Genomic DNA, 18,692 nt, shown 5'->3' with positions numbered 1-18,692 from the left:
AGTCTACAGTTCATATTCAATTAGTTAGAAAACAGTTATTGATAGAATAATCGCATATATAAATGGATGTGGGTATGTGATAAGCACATAATACAACACACAAATGTGAAAGGATAAATTATGTTTGAAAAAAAGTCAATTTCTGAAATTAAGGATTGGAGTCATATTGATTATGTTTGTATAAAAGCAAAATCAGGTGATCTTTTCGAAGATATATACTATTTGGATGGACATAAATTTTTTGAATCATCATTAACTGAAGCTGATATAAATTTTATTAATTTTACTCGTGGCATCAATAGTTATGGTATATCTGAAAAAATGGTTGGTGAAAGTAGCACGTTAGATCGATTTTATGTACGAGTAAATATTAGTAATAAACAACAGGAATTAAGATTGATTGATTATTTATGTCAGGGATATAGGTTAACTCTTAAACAAAAGGAGCTATTAGACCATTTGAGAAATATGGATTCTATAATAAAAAGTTTCGATGATTATCATCCATTATATTATTGTGGCTTTTCGAAAATGTGTAAATCTTTAAATTATAATAACATACGTTTCTATTTCAAAACTTTTACAACAGATGAGTCAAAGCGTTATGATACTGACTACATTAATTACTGTGAGCAATGTCCAATAATAAAAAGAGATGCAACATTTCAAATTGTACGTGATTTAATTTTAACTAAGTCTGCTGGGTTAAGATGCATTGGAGTGGATATTTCAGACAATTATTCAGTGAAGATAAAATACTACCTTTGTGAAATCCCCGGAGGTGATGATATGTCGGAATTGCTTTTAAAACTAAAAAAATATTCACAGTACGTTTGTAATGTTGATGCGTTATGTACAATCATACATAACATAAAAAATTTTCAGTGTAATTTATTGCAGGTTTCAAGTGGTTTTTCTAATGGAGATGAAAGTATTAATATGTATATGAAAAGTCAGACAAAATATCAAAAGACATATTTTTCAATGCGAGAAGGACTTGTCCTTCGGGATATTGGTGGAATCTCTTTTTTAATTGATATATATGAAAAACAATATTACGATTTTCAAGAATTATTTTCTGTTAATGAGACAGGTCAAGTTATCATCAAATATTTGATGACAAATGGGGTTTGTACTCTTGATGGTATTGTATCATATTTGCGGTCATTGATAAAAAATTATAATGCAGAATTATATCCGGTTATTTATTCTGATTGCAAAATGTTTGTTGAGAATCTTGAATCCAAAGGGTATCTAATGGAGGTGGTGTAATTGTTTGCGGAGGAATCGCTTGTTAAAAATGATAATTCTATTGAGCAAATCAGAGAAAAAGTTTGGATACCTAAAAGGCATCCTCATGTAGGAGGGATTGAACTAACACCTTATTGTAATTTACGATGCGTTCATTGTTATTTACAGGATCAAGAAAAGCATACATTGCTTACGACAGAAGAAGTTAAGTATATTATTGATAAACTATTTGATGTTGGGGTATTGTTTTTGTATTTCACAGGTGGAGAAATTTTAACTAGGTCAGATTTTTTTGAAATATATATTTACGCAAAGAAAAAAGGCTTTATTATTGAGTTGTTGACAAATGGAACATTGATTGATTCCAAGGCAATTGAAATCTTTAATAAGTATCCACCAGCATCTATAAGCATTAGTATATATGGAAAAGATGAAGAAAGCTATTTTCGAGTAACTGGTCAGAATGGAATGTACAATAAGGTGATAAATACGCTCAAGATGTTATCACAAAATTCGATTCACTTTGAAATAAAATATATTGGTATGCGAGAAAATCAAGATGATTATCCTGCAATTTGTTCGCTTGCTGAAAGGTATGGTGCAGAGTTTTCCTATTCTATGGAGCTGTTTCCTACCTTGAATGGAAATGAGTGCACTAAAAATCATATGATATCACTTGAAAAAATAATTGAAATTGAAAAAGAAATACCTGGAAAAAAAGAAGAATATAGACGACTTTCAGAAATTCCGAATCCTTTTGTTAATCAAAAAGATGTTCCGTTGTATTTATGTGATATGGCTATTTCAAATTTTCTTGTTGATTATCAGGGCTATCTTAATCCGTGTCATAAATGCAGATTTAAGAAGTGGAATCTCTTGTCAGACGATTTTAATATTGCATGGGCTGATTATAAATTATTACTTAAAGAGAAAGCTTCAAAAAATAATAAATGCCTAAAATGTAAGTATTTGATGATGTGCAGTCCTTGCATTGTAGTAAATTATTTATCAACTGGAGACTATAACACACCAGCTGAGACAGTTTGTCAGTTAACACATTTACGAGTTAATATGTGTAACTCAATTGATTGAGCTCCTAAACACTGCTATACAGAGTTTGGAAATAATATCGAAAGGAGAATGAATATGGAATACAAAAAACCTGAGGTCACTGCTGTATCTTTGAATGTTAAAGGTAGTCATAGGGATAATTCTGCAGATGGACCTTCTAAGTGTAGTAATTCCTGCTGTTACTATCGCGATGGTGCAACGTGGTAAGTAAATAAGCAATGGTAGTTATGACCGCCAATTATGCTTTGACATAGTTGGCGGTTTTCCATAGGTATATTAATGCATTTTATAGGATGTATCATTGGAAATAACGGAAAAATGTTGATTTAGAAATATAATTTATAGAAATATTACGATGGTGTTTTATGGACAAATGATAGTTGTTCATATTACTAGACAGGATTAAAAGGAGATTCGTTATGCAAAATAAGAATTTAGAACAGATAAGAACAGTTATAAAAATGTTTTTTAATGAGTATGATATGGAAGATATTTATAATTATATAGATAACAATATATCAATGAATGAAATAAAAATAATAAGTAATAAAAATAGAATCAAATTTTCAATCAGAGAAAGATTAGAATACTCATTTGTTACAGATATTTCATTGGAGCAGCAAATACAGAATTTTAGTGATAAATCAAATGAGTATTTAAATATTGTAAACAAAATTTTGGAAAATCGAAAGAATGCCATAGAAGTTTATAATGATGAAAAATCAACAGAAGAGGAATTATTGTATATATGTTCAAAATTATTTTTAAATGAGCTGAGTGATGAACAAATAACATTATATAAAGAGTCAATAATTGGAATTGCAATCAATTCTGATGTGAATGATGAATATTATAGTGCTTTTTTATTATTATATAATAAATTATACAATAAATATTTTGCAGTTAGAAGCGGAAAAAAGAATGGAAAAGAGGTTTATTGTAAAACTCCCAATATGTTAATAGCAGCAGCATTTTATGAGGCAAATGGATATACATTAGAATCATTTGATGAAGATATTATAACTTATATGAAATTATTAAGAGATATACAACCAGAAACTGATTTCATAAAAGGATTATTTGGATGGCTGGGATTTGAAAAAAAACAAATGCTTATGGATTATATTATTATGAGTGATGATAAATAAAGTATATGTATTGCTTTTTGTATATCGAAATAGTTATAAAAATATAATAAGAAAGCGGACGACATAATATGGTAGGGAATTTTCTAGGATGTTTATTTGTATTGTTTATATTGTTTGGACTGTTGTGTAATTTGACTGGTGATGAAAATAAAGGAATGCAAATAATTAATAATTGTGTTACAGCAATTGTTATATATTCAATGATAATAGTTATTTTCTCAGCAAAAAATTCAGAAATAATCAAGTTAAATATTCCTTTTTGGAATGGTATTGTTAAATATGGAACACTAAAAAGTTATCTTAAGGCTTCAGCAGGTGGTTTTGCATTAGATTTTATACAGTTAGTTACATTAGTATTATTAATCAATTGGGTTTCAAATATTATGAGTTTTGATAAGGCAGGATTTATAGGAATATTGACAAGCAAATTCATTATTGTCTTTATAGGAATTCTTATATATGGATTTATAATGCAATTTATAGAGAAAAACATATTTTTTAAATTAGCAGTTTATGCGATTGAATGCATTATTACTGGAGGAAGTATAGTAGTTACACCATTATTAATTATAAAAACGATTACAGGAACAAAGCAAGAGGCATTTGTGAATGCTTACATATTAGATTCATTAAAACAATCAAATATAGGAAAGGCAATAACAGCTTCTATATCATCGTCTATTGTTATTTTAGTATTTATGTATGCAATGGATTTGCAATATGGTGGGGTTAATAATGTTTTATCCGATGTAATGCAGTCCTTTAGTGGAATAGCAGGCATAATAATTGTGTTAATGGGTATATATTTTATTGTTAAAAGTATAACTACAAAAAGGAAAAAATAAAGAGGTAAGAAATGAGTGGACCAAAGTTAATGCACATAACAAATGATCCTAAAGTTATTCAAAGAATTAATAATCGATTGAATACTATTGGAAAGGAAAATTATTTTTCTAGTCAAATTCAGTCTATAAATATTGATATTCAAAATGAAATGATATGGATTAAAAATTATGTGAATGAGACAATGAATAATACTAGTATTCAACAGGACAAAGTTGAGTATTTACATAATTCACTTATAAAGATACAAAACAATTACTTGATTAAGCTAAACTCTATTTTGTTAAGTAATACAATAATAAGCGAGAAATCTATTACAGAACTTAATAATCTCATTGTTTCCAGAATAAAGGAATTGCCGAGAGTAAAAAGAGAATTAATGAGAGATATATTAGATAAAATTGATTCGATTAAAAAAATTATTCAAAAAGAGGAATATGAAAAGCAATTAAAAATTCAGAAGGAAAAAATTGATGAATATAATAGTCAGGAAAGTGCTGCAGAAAATAGAAGTAGAACAGTAAGAACTAAGGTATTTGCGTCTATATTGGATGATGCTGATGGTGAAAAGAATATTGAAGAAATTGATTTGCCGTCAGAAGATTATGTGTTGCTAAATACCATAAAAGAAGGTGTAACAGAAATAAGGGAAATGGATATTTTAACTTCCGAAGATAAAAAATATGTAAAAATGATTTTAGAGGATGTAGATAATATAAATAAAAAAGGAAAATATTCTGTTTCAGCTAGAAAAAATATACTTGTAAGTATTATTACATATTATCACATTTTAGAGAAAAGTATAGCTTATTCATTATCAGATGAAATATTGAAAGATACTAAAAAGAAACAGATGTTAGGGCAATATCAATTTTTATGTGAGTATCTTGAAACAGAGCCTCAAAATAATATCAAGAATATGGATAATGACAAGCTTGAAAATATAATAAATGATTTAACTAGACAGGCATCTGATAAAGCATACAGAATGTATGTTGAAGACACTATTAGCAATATAATGAAAGAATATGGATATGATAGTGTGGTTTCATATAATATAGGTGAAGATAATAAAAATTCAAGGATAGTATTTTCTAATGATAATATTAATATTTGTTCTTCAGTTAGCAAGGATGCGGTTATGATTCAGGTTGTTGGAATAGGAGAAGAACAGCCAACAAAAGAAGAGGTTCAGAAGCAGGTAGAACAGCAGGGAGCATTATGTTCGTTATATCCACAAATTAAGGAAAAAATGGAAGAGAATAATATTCATATTGTTAATGAAAGTTGTACACCTGTATCAGAAGATACAGTTATGAATATTTCGATATCTAAAACACATAGTAAACGAAAGAAGAAAATTTATAGTACTGGATTTGGAAGAAATGCTGATATTTCAATGGGCTTTTATGAACAGCATGGTCGTAAAGTAATGCATATTGACTCATAAAGTAGGGAGAAGGAAAAATATTATGCAAATTAGAGTATGTGATAAATGTGGTAAGAAAAATCCAGCAAATAGGTTTATATGTGTAACTTGTGGAACGGATATTTCATTACTACCAATTAAAATTGAAGATGAAAAGCTAACGAATACTAATATTAGATATTTTAAAATATGTCCGGTATGTAATCATAAGGTGGATATAAAAAATGAAAAAGAAAAAATTCGTCAATGTCCATATTGTGGAAATGATGCTATTAAAAGGTTAACTGAAGATTCTGTGCAGAAACAAGAAATTAACCAAGAGCAAATAGATAATATCGAAAATAAAGGGATAGAATTAAATGGGAGTGAGGCTGGAATATCAGCTTTACGATTAATAAATCAAAGAGATGGAAAAAAGATATTAATTCCTACTGGTAAACATATGATAGGGGCTTATGGAAATATCGAATCAGAGTATTTTTGGAATTTAAATTATGTAAGTGGAAAACATGCAGTGATAGAAGTAACTAATACAGAAGTGTATGTAACAGATAATAACAGTAGAAATTTTACATATATAAATGGAAACAGGCTTTTTCCTAACAATAAAAATATACTGGTGGATGGAGATGAGCTTACTTTGGCGGATCAGAAATTTGAGGTAAGTATATGCAGATAGATAGATTATTATATCCAGTTCATTCATTAGGTCCAGGTGATAGATTGGCTATATGGATAAGAGGATGTAAAAAAAGATGCTTTAATTGTGCAAATCCTGAGTTGCAGTTATTTAATCCCAATAGTGAAGTTTCTATGACAGTCATAAAAGAGATGATAAGTAAAATTGATAAAAAAATTGATGGAATTACAATTACTGGTGGAGAGCCGTTTTGCCAAGCTAAGGATTTATTTGAAATAATTACATTTATGTTGGAAATAACAGACGATATTTTGATATTTACAGGTTATTCGAAAAAAGAAATATATGATTTGAATAATGATTATGCCATAAAATGTATAGAGAAAGCGACAGTGGTGATATATGGCGAATATGTAGATGAACTTAATGATAATCATACACCACTCATAGCTTCTTCTAATCAAGTAATAGAGTTTCATAATCCTAAAATAAATAATAAATATATAAATTATATGAACAATGGAAGGATAATAGAAAATTTTTACTATAATGACAATTTAATATCGGTGGGAATACATAATAGCAGGAGGAAAAAAGGTGAAAATACCAAAGTGGATAAGAGAAATTGAGTGTTTTTCTAAAATAAAAAGTTGCATTATTTTAGAAGGAAACATATATGATGAATACCCTATTTTTAATGAAAAAAAAACAGAATGTGAAGATTTTTACGATTTAAATTCGTATGTATATGAATATTATAAAAAAATGGGATATAACATTTGTTATTATGATATGATAAATGGCTTTTATAACAAACAAAAGCAGGCAGAATTGATAGATGTATTTGATAGTATGTACAATCAATATTCTGTTGATACATTTGAAGAACAATATAAAGAATATAAAGATAATCAAGATGAAAAGCGAACAGATGGACAGATAGCAAATTCAATTGCTATCAATTATTTTGATGCTAGTGAAGTAATTAAGACGACTTTGATAGAAAGTGATAGACCAACCATATTTTGCGTTAATTACGCATCAAGAATTTTAACGGAACCTAGTCATATGAGTGAACAGGAGAGAGCAGTATTTAGTAATTATCTTTACGCTTCTATGAATGCAAAAAGCAATTATGGGAATGACGGAATTACAAGGCAAAATATATTAATACTTATAGTTGATAAAATTAATGATATTCCAACATGGTTTTATCTGGATAATCCATATGTGAAAAATATAATGATAACATTACCAGATAAACACGTACGAAAATTATATTTGGATTGCTATTATGATTATTTTATAGATGATGAAGAAAACGAAAAAGATATTCAGCAATTTATTGATATGACTGAGGGAATGAAAATATTAGATTTACGAGGAATTCGTGAGTTTAAAAGGTTAGGGGAAATAACATCAGGACAATTAAATGATGTGATTTCTTTATATAAGTATGGGATTAAAGAAAATCCTTGGGATGACATTGAGAGAGAAAAACTCGAAAATAATAAAATTAAAGATAGAATAAAAGGACAAGATGTTGCTGTTGAAAAGAGTATTTCTATTATAAAGAGGGCAAAGACAGGATTTTCAGGATTGCAACATTCTTCTGCATCTAAGCCTAAAGGGATTTTGTTTTTTGCTGGTCCGACAGGTACAGGAAAAACAGAGTTGGCTAAAGCAATAGCTGAATTATTATTTGGAGATGAAGGTGCTTGTCGAAGATTTGATATGAGTGAGTATTCTGAAAGTCATTCGGCTCAGAAGTTATTTGGAGCACCTCCAGGATATGTTGGATATGAATCAGGAGGTCAATTAACCAATACTATAAAGGAACATCCATTTTCTTTATTATTATTTGATGAGGTTGAAAAGGCTTCACCAACTATCTGGGATAAATTTTTACAGATACTTGAAGATGGAAGAATGACTGATGGACAGGGAAATACAGTTTATTTTTCAGAGTGTTTAATTGTATTTACAAGTAACTTAGGCATATATCAAGATGTTGGCGGAGTAAAAAAGCGAGTTGTTGATATGAATATGTCATATAACGAATTAAATAAAGTTGTAACTAAGGGAATACAGGATTATTTCTTTAGTAAAGGAAAACCAGAGGTATTAAATAGAATAGGTAAAAATCTTATAGTATTTAATTTTATACAACCAGAAGCAGCAAAGGAAATATTATTTTCTCAAATTAATAAAATTTGTAAAGCAGTTTATAGTATGAAAAAAATAAGAATTGAATTTAGAAATGATATTGTAAAAGAAAAATTATATCAAAAAGTGCTTACAAATCTTGAGGAAGGCGGTAGAGGTGTAGGAAATATAGTAGAGGAGTATTTTACAACACCGCTCTCAACATATGTTTTTGATAACCGGATTGAAAATGGTCAGACAATAATTATTGAGGACATTACTGGGTTAAACTCAGATGAATCTGAGTTGGAAATGCCTAAAATTATTGCAAGTCTGGAAAGGAATTAACAATGATAGAATATGTGGCGTTAGTAAATAAAGGACTGGTACATACTACCTGTGATGATTCAATATTGGTTGGGCATAATATTATTAGTAACGGAAAATTAATGGGGTGTGAAGATAGAGATGAAGGTGTGTTTGCTGTAGCAGATGGTGTAGGTGGTTTGCCTTTTAGTGAGTTAGCTTCTAGGGAGATTTTAAGGAATATTGCAGAATGTAATGCGAGAAATAAAGAAGAAATAATAAATTGTGTGGAAAAAGGTAATGAGAAAATATTATCTATAAGAAATCAAAGAAAGTTATTTCCAAACATTAGTAGTACTTTGTGTATAGTGGCTTTACTAGAAGATGAGATAACTACATATAATTTAGGAAATAGTAGAGCATATAGATTTCGAGATGGAGTTTTATTACAGTTAACAAAAGATCAGACCAAAGTACAACAATTGTATGATATGGGTTTAATTAGTGAAAGCCAGATGTATACACATCCAGAAAAAAATATAATTAGTGGTTATGTTGGCTGTGATGAATTTGACTCTAAATGGATTGATGTTATTACTCATAGAGAAAAGTTTCGCAAAAAAGATTTATTGATGTTATGTTCAGATGGAGTTTCAGACTATATTAGTATTGATGAGGTAGAAGATGTATTAATTACGGATAATGAATTGAGCATAAAGGCAGATATTATATTAGATAAAATATATTCAAATGGGGCAGGGGATAACATATCATTAATTCTTGTTAATAGATTATAAGAAAGGAGTGTTTAAAGTGGGAGAAAGAACAACAGGTACATTGCCAGAAGATAATAGACAAACGGGAACATTGGCTTCAGATAGACAAACCGGAACGTTACCAATAGATAGACAAACAGGTACGTTGCCTATAGATAATCAAAGTAATCGAATGACATCAACATTGCAAGATGATATAAATTCAAACAAAAACTATTATAATAATGATGAAGATCAATATATATATGATTTGGAGATAGGTGAGGTAATAAAAGGTAATAATAATGATTATACAATTGTTGAATCGTTTAGTTATGGTGGTCAAGCAGAAATATATAAAGTTCAGACTGCTTTGGGAGAAAAATATATTGCTAAAATATACAGAGTTAGAAAACAAAATAGATATTCAGACGATATAGTAAGGTTTTTGTCAAATAATACTAAACCTGGTATTATTAAGCTTATTGATTATGGAATATATAAAAATAGATATTTTTATATATTTCCTATTTATAATAAGGGGAGTCTTGATTTACATAAACCAGATTTTTCTAATAATGAATCACGTCTTAAAAGATATATTAGAGTTTTAAATGAAGCATTAAATTGTATTCATAAAGCAGGATTTATACATTCTGATATTAAACCTGCTAATATGCTAATAGATGATGAAAATGATATTCCTATTATATCAGATTTTGGTTCTGTTACTAAAGGGGATGAAAATGTATCTGATAACAGATCAATTACATTGGCGGATGGAAAGGTAAGTGATGGATATTTAGCACCTGATGCAGCGGTATATGCAGCAGTAAGTGCAAGTATGGATCATAGGAAAAGAATAGCAGTTGCTAATAAAACGGATTATTTTGCATTGGGAGTATCTTTATGTGAAATGTATGTAAATGATACTAAATATAGGTTGTTCAGAAGTAATGAGGAAATTGTACTCAGATTTAAAGATGATAATGTTGTTTATCCAAAGGAAGTAGAGAATAATAAAAGATTTTTAAATTTAATTAAAGCATTATTATCATATGATCCAAATGTTAGAGCAGGTTATAGTGAAGTTAATGATTGGCTTGATGGGAAAGAACTACAAGTTTATAGTACATCATATGGAGTAAATTCATTTAAACATTATTTTATTGATCAAGAATATACAAGTCCATATGAATTAGCAGTTGCTTATGCCCAAAGGGATTGGAATGCAACTATAAGGGATGTATTTAGACAAACTCTATATAATGCTTTTGAAAAGTATGATGAAAAAATATATTCAAAAATATTAGATATAAGAGAGGCAAATCAGAGCATAGATGAAAGACCTGTCTCAGCATTTAAAATTGTATGTAATATTGCACCTGAAATAAATTTGTTTTGGAATGGCAAATTATATCATAATAATGACGAAATTGCCGAAGATTTATATGAAGCTGTTGCTGAAAATAATCATATATTTGAACCTCTTTTTTCTAGTAAGGCAATAAGAGTATTTTATGAGGTGAATGAAAAAAGAAAAGCTAATATTGAGGCGATTGATGATATATTAAAGATATCAGAAGAATCTATGTCAAGAGCACAATTATATTATGCAGAATTACTTTCACCTGGCATTATTGTTCGTAAGTTTACAAATGGAACTTGTAATTGCCTAGATGGGTTTATTGAAATAATAATAAATAATCTTAATGAATCAGGTTTTGACAAGGCTGTAAATTACAGGAAGAATAAACAAAGCATAGAAAATGATATAGTAAAATATGCAATCAAATGTTTCAAAGGAGAGGAGATAAATACTCTTCTTATAAGAAATGGATTTGGTTTAAATTTGGTAGATATTAATGTAAAATATAGTACAGATAAAGCCTTTTTCCCTATAATTAGATTTTTAGAGGCGATTTATGATTTATCACAGGATAAATCTATTATTGATGGGATTAGAAATTCATTTTATTACAAATATTATACATCGTTTGTTAATGAAATTGATAACTATGGTTTTAATGGAGGTGCAGTTTCTGTAAGAGATAAGATAATAGAAATAACTAATAAAATTAATAAATACAATGAAACTACACAGTTTTTTGTAAAATATATTCATTTTTTTGATGATATAGAAGAACAATTAAATTATTTTACTCTAAAAAATACAACTGGAGTTGTTTTTATACAAGAGTCAATTCTGGTAGAGAAAAAAATGTATAATCCATATTCTAGTTACATTATACCCAAATCTAAAAAATATGAATTGGTTGAGGTGGAGAGTGAGGTGTATCTTCCTAAATTTATTGCAAAAAATATGATTACAGAAGGTTATTTGGTAAATTTTAAGCAGCAAAATGACAGAGAAGAAATACTTGATTATGTTTACAAAGAAAATTTGAAAAAACTTGAGAAATTTCATAAAAAATTTGAAAAAAATGCTCATGTTGAGGAGGCAAAGAAGCCTAAAATTAATAGAATAATATTTTTGTTATGTATAGGTATATTAAACTTATGGAGTATTATTATATTAATACCGGCATTATTTGAGTATCTATATTATAAAAATACATATAATTATGAAATTAATGTGTGGATATGGGGACCAATATTAATATTATTATCTATAATAATTGAAATTATAATGTCTGTTAGATTTAAAAATGAATTAAGTAAGTATAGAAGGAAAAAGAAACAACAAAATTTAATTAAACAAGAAGCATTAATTAAATATAGTATAGAAGAACTTGAAAAAGATATAAAAAGTAAAAATTATAAAAATTTATCTAATACAACTTATAAATTTATACATTATTCTCAACATGATATTTCAGTTTATATGGAAGATTTAGTTGGAAAAGGAATACAAACAACATTTTATCAATTAGATGATACGCCGATCAAGCCTGATATATTGTTGATGGCATTAATCTTTATTATTTTAATTGCTGCTAGAAGTTGGAATAAAGTACAAACAGATAAGATAGAGTTATTTAATACGACAACTATAGTATCAGATAATAATTTACCTGATGATATGTATAAAGAAGTAAATTTTATCATTAAAAAAGATTCATTAAGTTTGGCAAAAGAATGGAATAATTCTTTTAAAAAATTGATGTCTATTCAAGAAGAGTGTTTATTACAAGATGATTATGAACGATTAAATAGTTATTTGCCTGTTTACGAACTTTTTAATCAAGGAGGAAATAACTTAGCTTCTTTTGTAGATGATGATTATTATGCAATAATTGAATCTAACGATGATATTAAAACAAAATTAATAGCATATTCTTTATATGATTATCAAAAACAGGAAATAAATGAATCGTATGATAAAAAAATAAAATTTTATGTATATTATGATGCTGAAATATATCATACTAAAATTGATTATGGTAGTAGAAATGAAATAAATGATTATAATATTTCATCGGTTAGTAAAAATAAGAAGATTGATAACAAAATATATAAAGATATGGAAAAATTTACAGAGTATGAGATTACGAAAGATGATTGGACATTTCAAAATGTGTATGATATGTTAAGGCAAGACTAATACAATTATATATGTTTATGCAAAATATTAATGACTATTTATAAATATTCAGTTTAAGCATAGAACAAGATTTTCCACACCAATGTAGCAGCTTCTCCCGAAGCTGCTACATTGTTTATAAACTATTTAGAAAATCCCCCTTAGTTATTTAACTGTATTTAGTATAGTAAATCCGGTTAACGAAAGGAGGTACACAATATAAATGATTAAGCAGGAACTTACACATTTATTCAAAAATAAGCTGCTATTAGTGGTGATGGTAGTAATTATGCTGATTCCAGCTATATATGCAGGATTGTTTTTGAATTCTATGTGGGATCCGTATGGGGAGATTGGAAAACTGCCTGTAGCGGTTGTCAATAATGATGCTGCGATTGAATATAATGGGAAGATACTTGCCGTGGGTGATAATCTTGAGAGCTCATTAAAAACGAACAATGCAATGAATTTTATCATTACAGATGAAGAAAATGCAGATAAAGGTCTTAAGAATGGTGACTATTATATGGTAATAACTATTCCAGAGGATTTTTCAAAGAATGCAGCATCAATGATGAACTCTAATCCAGAGAAAATGCAGCTACAATATGCAACTAATCCGGGATATAATTACATTTCCAGCAAATTAAGTGAAAGTGCCATAAAAGAAATTAAGGCAAATATTATATCTGAGGTTACAACAACATATACAAATGCAGTATTTGCAAGTATTGCAGAGCTTGGAGATGGCTTGGGGCAGGCATCAGATGGTACAGAAAAGCTGCTTGCAGGAATGAGTTCATTAGATGATGGAGCAGGACTTATTACAGATAAGCTTAATGTTGTGGCGGACTCAAGCCAGACATTATATCAGGGAAGCAGGAAGCTTGGTGATGGTGTGGAAAGTTATGTTGAAGGCGTTGGACAGCTTGATAACGGAATAAATTCATTATCAGATGGAATTGATAAAGCCGCCGCAGGCACACATCAGCTTCAGGCAGGAAGTGAATAGCTTGTTGAGAAAGGAACAGAATTAGAACAGGGGATTGTGCAGTTATCGGATGGAACATCTAAGCTTTCAGATGGTACAGCAGCATTAGCAAATGGTTCTAAAGATTTACAGGCTGGAATTACAGCAGTTAGTGACGGAATAACGGTTCTTAATACTTCATTAAATGATGGAGCAGATAAGGTATCAAAAAACGCTGTGACAGACAATAATATAGATATGTTTGTTAATCCACTTTCAATTGAGGAGACACAGGTAACAACAGTGAAAAATAATGGTCACGCTATGGCAGCTTATATGATGTCAGTAGGACTTTGGGTATGGTGTCTTGCATTTTGCCTGATGTATCCATTAGTGGAATATCACGATAAGCTAAAGAATGGATTTTCGTGGTTTATGAGCAAAGCAGTTATATTATATCCTACAGCAGTTATTATGGCAGTTGTATTATATTTTTTTATAAAAAATATAAGATGAACTTAAGAAAACAGAAATATCTTATGACAATCGTGTAAAATCTGATATGGAAAACTATAAGATGAACTTAAGACAGGATATAGATATAAAAGAATATTCAGACATAAAAATACCAGCTTCCAATAATTAGACTTTTGATATCTACTATTTTACTTTACAGGAGTTTGTTAGGTAAAATGGTACATATCATTTTTTCTAATATTTGAAGGCTGGCATAATCAATCTATAAAATGCAGCATTTTTATAATAGTAAATAGTGATTACTATTATTTAAAATATTACTTAGTCCCAGTAGACCCAAATCCTCCATCACCTCGCACTGTATCACTTAATTCCTCAGCCTCAACGAATTCAGCAGTAATATAAGGTGTGAGTACAAGCTGTGCAATTCTGTCGCCAGGTTCAACGGTTACAGGGGATTGTGAATGGTTGTGTAATGCAACCATAAGCTCGCCGCGGTAATCAGAGTCAATAACGCCGACCTTATTGGCTGGGGCAAGACCTTTTTTGCACGCCATACCGCTTCGTGCGTATACAAGACCAACAAGGCCTTCAGGGATTTCCATAGCAATCCCTGTCTTGATGAATTCTGTAGTACCAGCGTTGATTATCACTGGTTCAGTCATTCCGGAATAGAGGTCTGCACCGGCAGAGAATTCTGTACCATAAGTTGGAACTATTGCATTTGGTGTAAGCTTTTTAAATTTAACTGTCTGTTTCATTGATAATTATTCTCCTTAATATTATTGATATTCAGGTGACTGACTAATACCTAAAATTTTTATATAGATTTTCCACTAATTATTGGTATTCCTCAGCAGTAATTACAGTGCCTTCTTTTAAGGACTGCTGTACAAGTATTGTGCGCTGGTTTGATGAACCCTTGAATTTAAGCATCATATCTTTTAATTCTTCAACAAATCTGCCATCTACGCATACGTCAATATATGAAAGCATTTCTCTGGTTTCAGGATATTTGTCATACATTTTATCCATAATATCCTCATCAAAAAGGTAACCGGTAAAGCACCATATATCCTTGGCCGGATAGTTTTCCTTTACAGCCTTTAGAAGCGGAATAAGTCCCCTTTGATTGGCTGGTTCAAATGGTTCGCCGCCAAGCAGTGTAAGACCAGCAATATAATCTGGCTTCATTGAATTAATTATATCAGATATGGTTGCATCAGTAAAAGGTGTACCATAGTTAAAATCCCACGCAATTTCATTAAAGCAGCCTTTGCAGTGGTGTGTACATCCGCTTACAAAAATGCTTGTACGTACTCCAGGACCATTGGCGATGTCGTTATATTTAATTTCAGCGTAGTTCAAAATATTCCTCCTGATTATGTGCCTTATATGTAAATTAATATGTATAATATCATAAATTGGACAAATATAACAGTGGTTAGAAGTGGCAATTAATATTATAATAACAATAGTTAAAGATTTAACGCATAACGTAATAGAAATAGTATAGCAGACACTACATATGTAAAATGCATAACAGAAAAGAGGCTTTATATGGTTGATATATTTTTTGACAAGTTATACAGATATCCAAGAATTAATGAATGTGTTAGCATAGCAGTTCCATTTGCTAAAGGGGAACTATATAATACGGATAATATAAGCATAGTTCAGAATAAGAGAAAATGTATTATCCAGCCAAAGGTTACGGCAGAGTATGATGACGGCAGTATAAAGTATCTTTTTGTCGATTTTATGGCAGATTTACCAGCTAATAAGTTGGCAAAGGCAGTATTGACAACTACTAAACAGGAGTTAGCTAATCTTATAGCAGACGGACAATCAGAGTGTGCTAAGCAAGATGGCACCGTCAGCGTAACACCGGTTAATAATGGCTTTTTAATAAAATGCGGCAGTCTGGAATATGAGGTTGCCAACAACAGCAGTTCAATATTCAGGCAGCTTAATGATTACAGGAAAGTATATACAGATAAGAATTTTGAAGGTCCATATCTTAAGGATAAAGATGGCAATGCTTATAAGCTTAAGATTGGAGAGTGGAAGGTTGTTGAGGCCGGACCAGTTACTGCAAGCGTAGAAGCTGAGTGCAGTAATATCGCAGTAGGGAATATTGAGAACAAAAATATTAAGGCAGTTATTAAAGTCACTGGTTATGCCGGAAAGCCATGGGTTAATATTACATACAGAATTATTAATACATCAGATGATGAGTTAAAGATAAAGTCGCTTGTATTTTATATTAAGAAATCAGAAGATAGTGTAATTACAGAGCAGTTAAAGCCTCTTAAAATTGCAGCAGGTAACGATTCAACAGGCTGTGGTGATATCCGTACAGATAATTCGCATAATGATGGTCCTGTATTTATGACAAGAGGTACAACAGAGCTTGATATGATTGAAAAGAAGGCTGATGTCAATAATATAAGAACTGTTGTTGCAACTTCTAATTATAAGACAAGCTTTATAATTGGTAAGAATGGCGAGGAGGTCAATGAGGTAATTGATGATAAATATCTTGTGAAAGAGGCTAATGAGCATTTTGCAGAGGTATTTTATGGAACATTTATGGCTGATTATACTGATGGTGAAGATGGCTTTAGTGTTACGGTTCATCAGGCACAGCAGAATTATCCTAAGGCAGTGAAGTCGTGCAGTGAAGGTGTGGCTGTTATGCTTGTTCCTGAGAATGTCGGGGAGATTACTATGCAGTCAGGAATGGCAAAAGAACAGCAGTTTATGATACATTTTCATAGTCCTGCTATGAAGCTGTGGGAGATAGACAACAGAAGTCTTATATACCAGATGCCAGACAGACCATATATAGCACCGGAAGTGTTTAAGAGGGCAGGGGTTATGATTGATGTGTTCCCTGTAAAGCATAATGATGATTTTGAGATATCACTTATGGCAAAAGCAGACGGACATTCAAGGTGCTATGGTATGCTTAACTGGGGCGACACGGTAGATCAGGGCTACACTGTTCAGGGACGTGGCGGTGGAAAGCCTGTTTGGAGCAATAATGAATACGATTATCCACATGCGTGTGCACTTATGTATGCAAGAACCGGTGTCAGAAGATTTATGGATTATCTGATTGTGTCAGCAAAGCATTGGATGGATATAGATGTGTGCCATTACAGCAGTAATCCTCTTAGAATTGGCGGACAGTGGGAGCACACGGCAGGACATTGTAAGAATGGTGTTATGGTATGCTCTCACGAGTGGGTAGAGGGTCTGCTTGATTATTACCATTTTACAGGTGATAAGAGAGGCTATGATACAGCCATTGGAATAGGAGAAAATGTATTAAAACTTCTTGAAACGCCTATGTATCAGGTGCCGGGTGAAGCCAATGCAAGGGAAACCGGATGGGCACTAAGAACACTTACAGCCCTTTATGTAGAGACTAATGATAATAAATGGCTTGTAAAATGTGACTGGATAATTGATAATTTTAAGAAGTGGGAAGAAGAATATGGAGACTGGTTATCACCTTACACAGATAATACAGCCATAAGAGTAGGCTTTATGATATCAATAGCGGTAGGAAGCGTTATGAGATATTACAGAATATTCCCAAGAGAAGATATCAGGCAGATGATATTAAGGGCAGTTGATGACCTGACAGAGAACTGTTATATGGATAATGGTTTGTTCTATTATAAGGAGCTTCCAAGTCTTGCAAGAAATGGCAATAATACCCTGCTTCTTGAAGCACTTGCAATAGCCTATGAGCTTACAGGTAATAAACAGTATCTTGAATATGGACTTAATACGTTCAGGGGTGCTGTGAATGAAGTGCCTAAGGGAGCAGTAGGAGTCAAGACTATTATAGATGATGCGGTAATATGTCAGGGCAATTCAGGAAAAGGATTTGCACAGAGTTTCATACCACTTGCAACTTATTATAATGCAATTAGTGAAAATAATATGACATTCTGACAATAATGTGTTAAAATAAATATTATGATGTATGTGTAAGAGGCATAAGATGGCATTTCAGTAATGAAAGATGTCATTTTACTGGGACACACAGCACACCGGAAACAGACAGCCATATCAGAAAGAATATACTGATATGGCTGT

General features: G+C 30.6%; 14 protein-coding genes and 1 pseudogene. 13 read left to right on the top strand and 2 right to left on the bottom strand.

The features are described from left to right. Positions 1–120: 120 nt before the first annotated feature. The 12 genes and pseudogenes from C7390_RS07435 to C7390_RS07380 all read left to right on the top strand — a co-directional run. A complete protein-coding gene (locus C7390_RS07435) occupies positions 121–1,272 on the top strand; it encodes a hypothetical protein (RefSeq protein ID WP_116443881.1) in 1,152 nt (383 codons plus the stop codon). Further along, positions 1,273–2,343, top strand: coding sequence for a radical SAM/SPASM domain-containing protein (locus C7390_RS07430; protein ID WP_116443880.1), 1,071 nt, complete (start codon positions 1,273–1,275; stop codon positions 2,341–2,343). A gap of 398 nt (positions 2,344–2,741) precedes the next feature. Next, complete coding sequence (locus C7390_RS07425) at positions 2,742–3,470, top strand: hypothetical protein (RefSeq protein ID WP_116443879.1); 729 nt, start codon at positions 2,742–2,744, stop codon at positions 3,468–3,470. Between the two features lie 131 nt (positions 3,471–3,601). Next, positions 3,602–4,315: a hypothetical protein gene (locus tag C7390_RS07420; RefSeq protein WP_318295600.1), complete on the top strand. Its 714-nt coding sequence runs from the start codon at positions 3,602–3,604 to the stop codon at positions 4,313–4,315. 11 nt (positions 4,316–4,326) lie between these two features. Then, the gene (locus C7390_RS07415; RefSeq protein WP_116443877.1) at positions 4,327–5,763 is read left to right on the top strand and encodes a hypothetical protein; all 1,437 of its coding nucleotides are present in this window, start codon (positions 4,327–4,329) and stop codon (positions 5,761–5,763) included. Between the two features lie 22 nt (positions 5,764–5,785). Continuing rightward, positions 5,786–6,421 carry an FHA domain-containing protein gene (locus C7390_RS07410; protein WP_116443876.1) on the top strand — a complete coding sequence of 212 codons (636 nt, stop codon included), beginning with the start codon at positions 5,786–5,788 and terminating at the stop codon, positions 6,419–6,421. After that, positions 6,412–7,011, top strand: a complete 600-nt coding sequence (locus C7390_RS07405) for a 4Fe-4S cluster-binding domain-containing protein (protein WP_116443875.1) — start codon at positions 6,412–6,414, stop codon at positions 7,009–7,011. The genes C7390_RS07410 and C7390_RS07405 overlap by 10 nt, the downstream gene beginning before the upstream one ends. Next, complete coding sequence (locus C7390_RS07400) at positions 6,980–8,875, top strand: AAA family ATPase (protein WP_116443874.1); 1,896 nt, start codon at positions 6,980–6,982, stop codon at positions 8,873–8,875. Before C7390_RS07405 ends, C7390_RS07400 begins: the two co-directional genes overlap by 32 nt. 2 nt (positions 8,876–8,877) lie before the next feature. Beyond that, positions 8,878–9,630, top strand: a complete 753-nt coding sequence (locus C7390_RS07395) for a PP2C family protein-serine/threonine phosphatase (protein ID WP_116443873.1) — start codon at positions 8,878–8,880, stop codon at positions 9,628–9,630. A gap of 16 nt (positions 9,631–9,646) precedes the next feature. After that, the gene (locus C7390_RS07390; RefSeq protein WP_318295599.1) at positions 9,647–13,153 is read left to right on the top strand and encodes a protein kinase domain-containing protein; all 3,507 of its coding nucleotides are present in this window, start codon (positions 9,647–9,649) and stop codon (positions 13,151–13,153) included. A gap of 202 nt (positions 13,154–13,355) precedes the next feature. After that, positions 13,356–14,144 (top strand): YhgE/Pip domain-containing protein, encoded by a 789-nt coding sequence (locus C7390_RS07385; RefSeq protein WP_116443871.1) that lies wholly within the window; start codon positions 13,356–13,358, stop codon positions 14,142–14,144. Between the two features lie 30 nt (positions 14,145–14,174). Further along, a pseudogene (locus C7390_RS07380) lies at positions 14,175–14,618 on the top strand (hypothetical protein); the annotation flags it as partial. 278 nt (positions 14,619–14,896) lie between these two features. On the opposite strand, the gene dut reads toward C7390_RS07380, so the two are convergent. Next, positions 14,897–15,340, bottom strand: a complete 444-nt coding sequence (dut, locus tag C7390_RS07375; protein ID WP_022502263.1) for a dUTP diphosphatase — start codon at positions 15,338–15,340, stop codon at positions 14,897–14,899. A 79-nt stretch (positions 15,341–15,419) separates the two neighbouring features. After that, the gene (gene nrdG / locus C7390_RS07370; protein WP_116443869.1) at positions 15,420–15,947 is read right to left on the bottom strand and encodes an anaerobic ribonucleoside-triphosphate reductase activating protein; all 528 of its coding nucleotides are present in this window, start codon (positions 15,945–15,947) and stop codon (positions 15,420–15,422) included. A 192-nt stretch (positions 15,948–16,139) separates the two neighbouring features. On the opposite strand from nrdG, the gene C7390_RS13660 reads away from it, so the two are divergent. After that, positions 16,140–18,548, top strand: coding sequence for an RIFT barrel domain-containing protein (locus tag C7390_RS13660; RefSeq protein ID WP_318295598.1), 2,409 nt, complete (start codon positions 16,140–16,142; stop codon positions 18,546–18,548). The last annotated feature ends 144 nt before the right edge of the window (positions 18,549–18,692 follow it).

This window comes from Bacteroides galacturonicus (genome assembly GCF_003096855.1).
GTDB lineage: Bacteria > Bacillota > Clostridia > Lachnospirales > Lachnospiraceae > Lachnospira > Lachnospira rogosae.
Note: the sequence above shows the minus strand (reverse complement) of the source record. Positions and strands in the feature narration are given on the sequence as shown.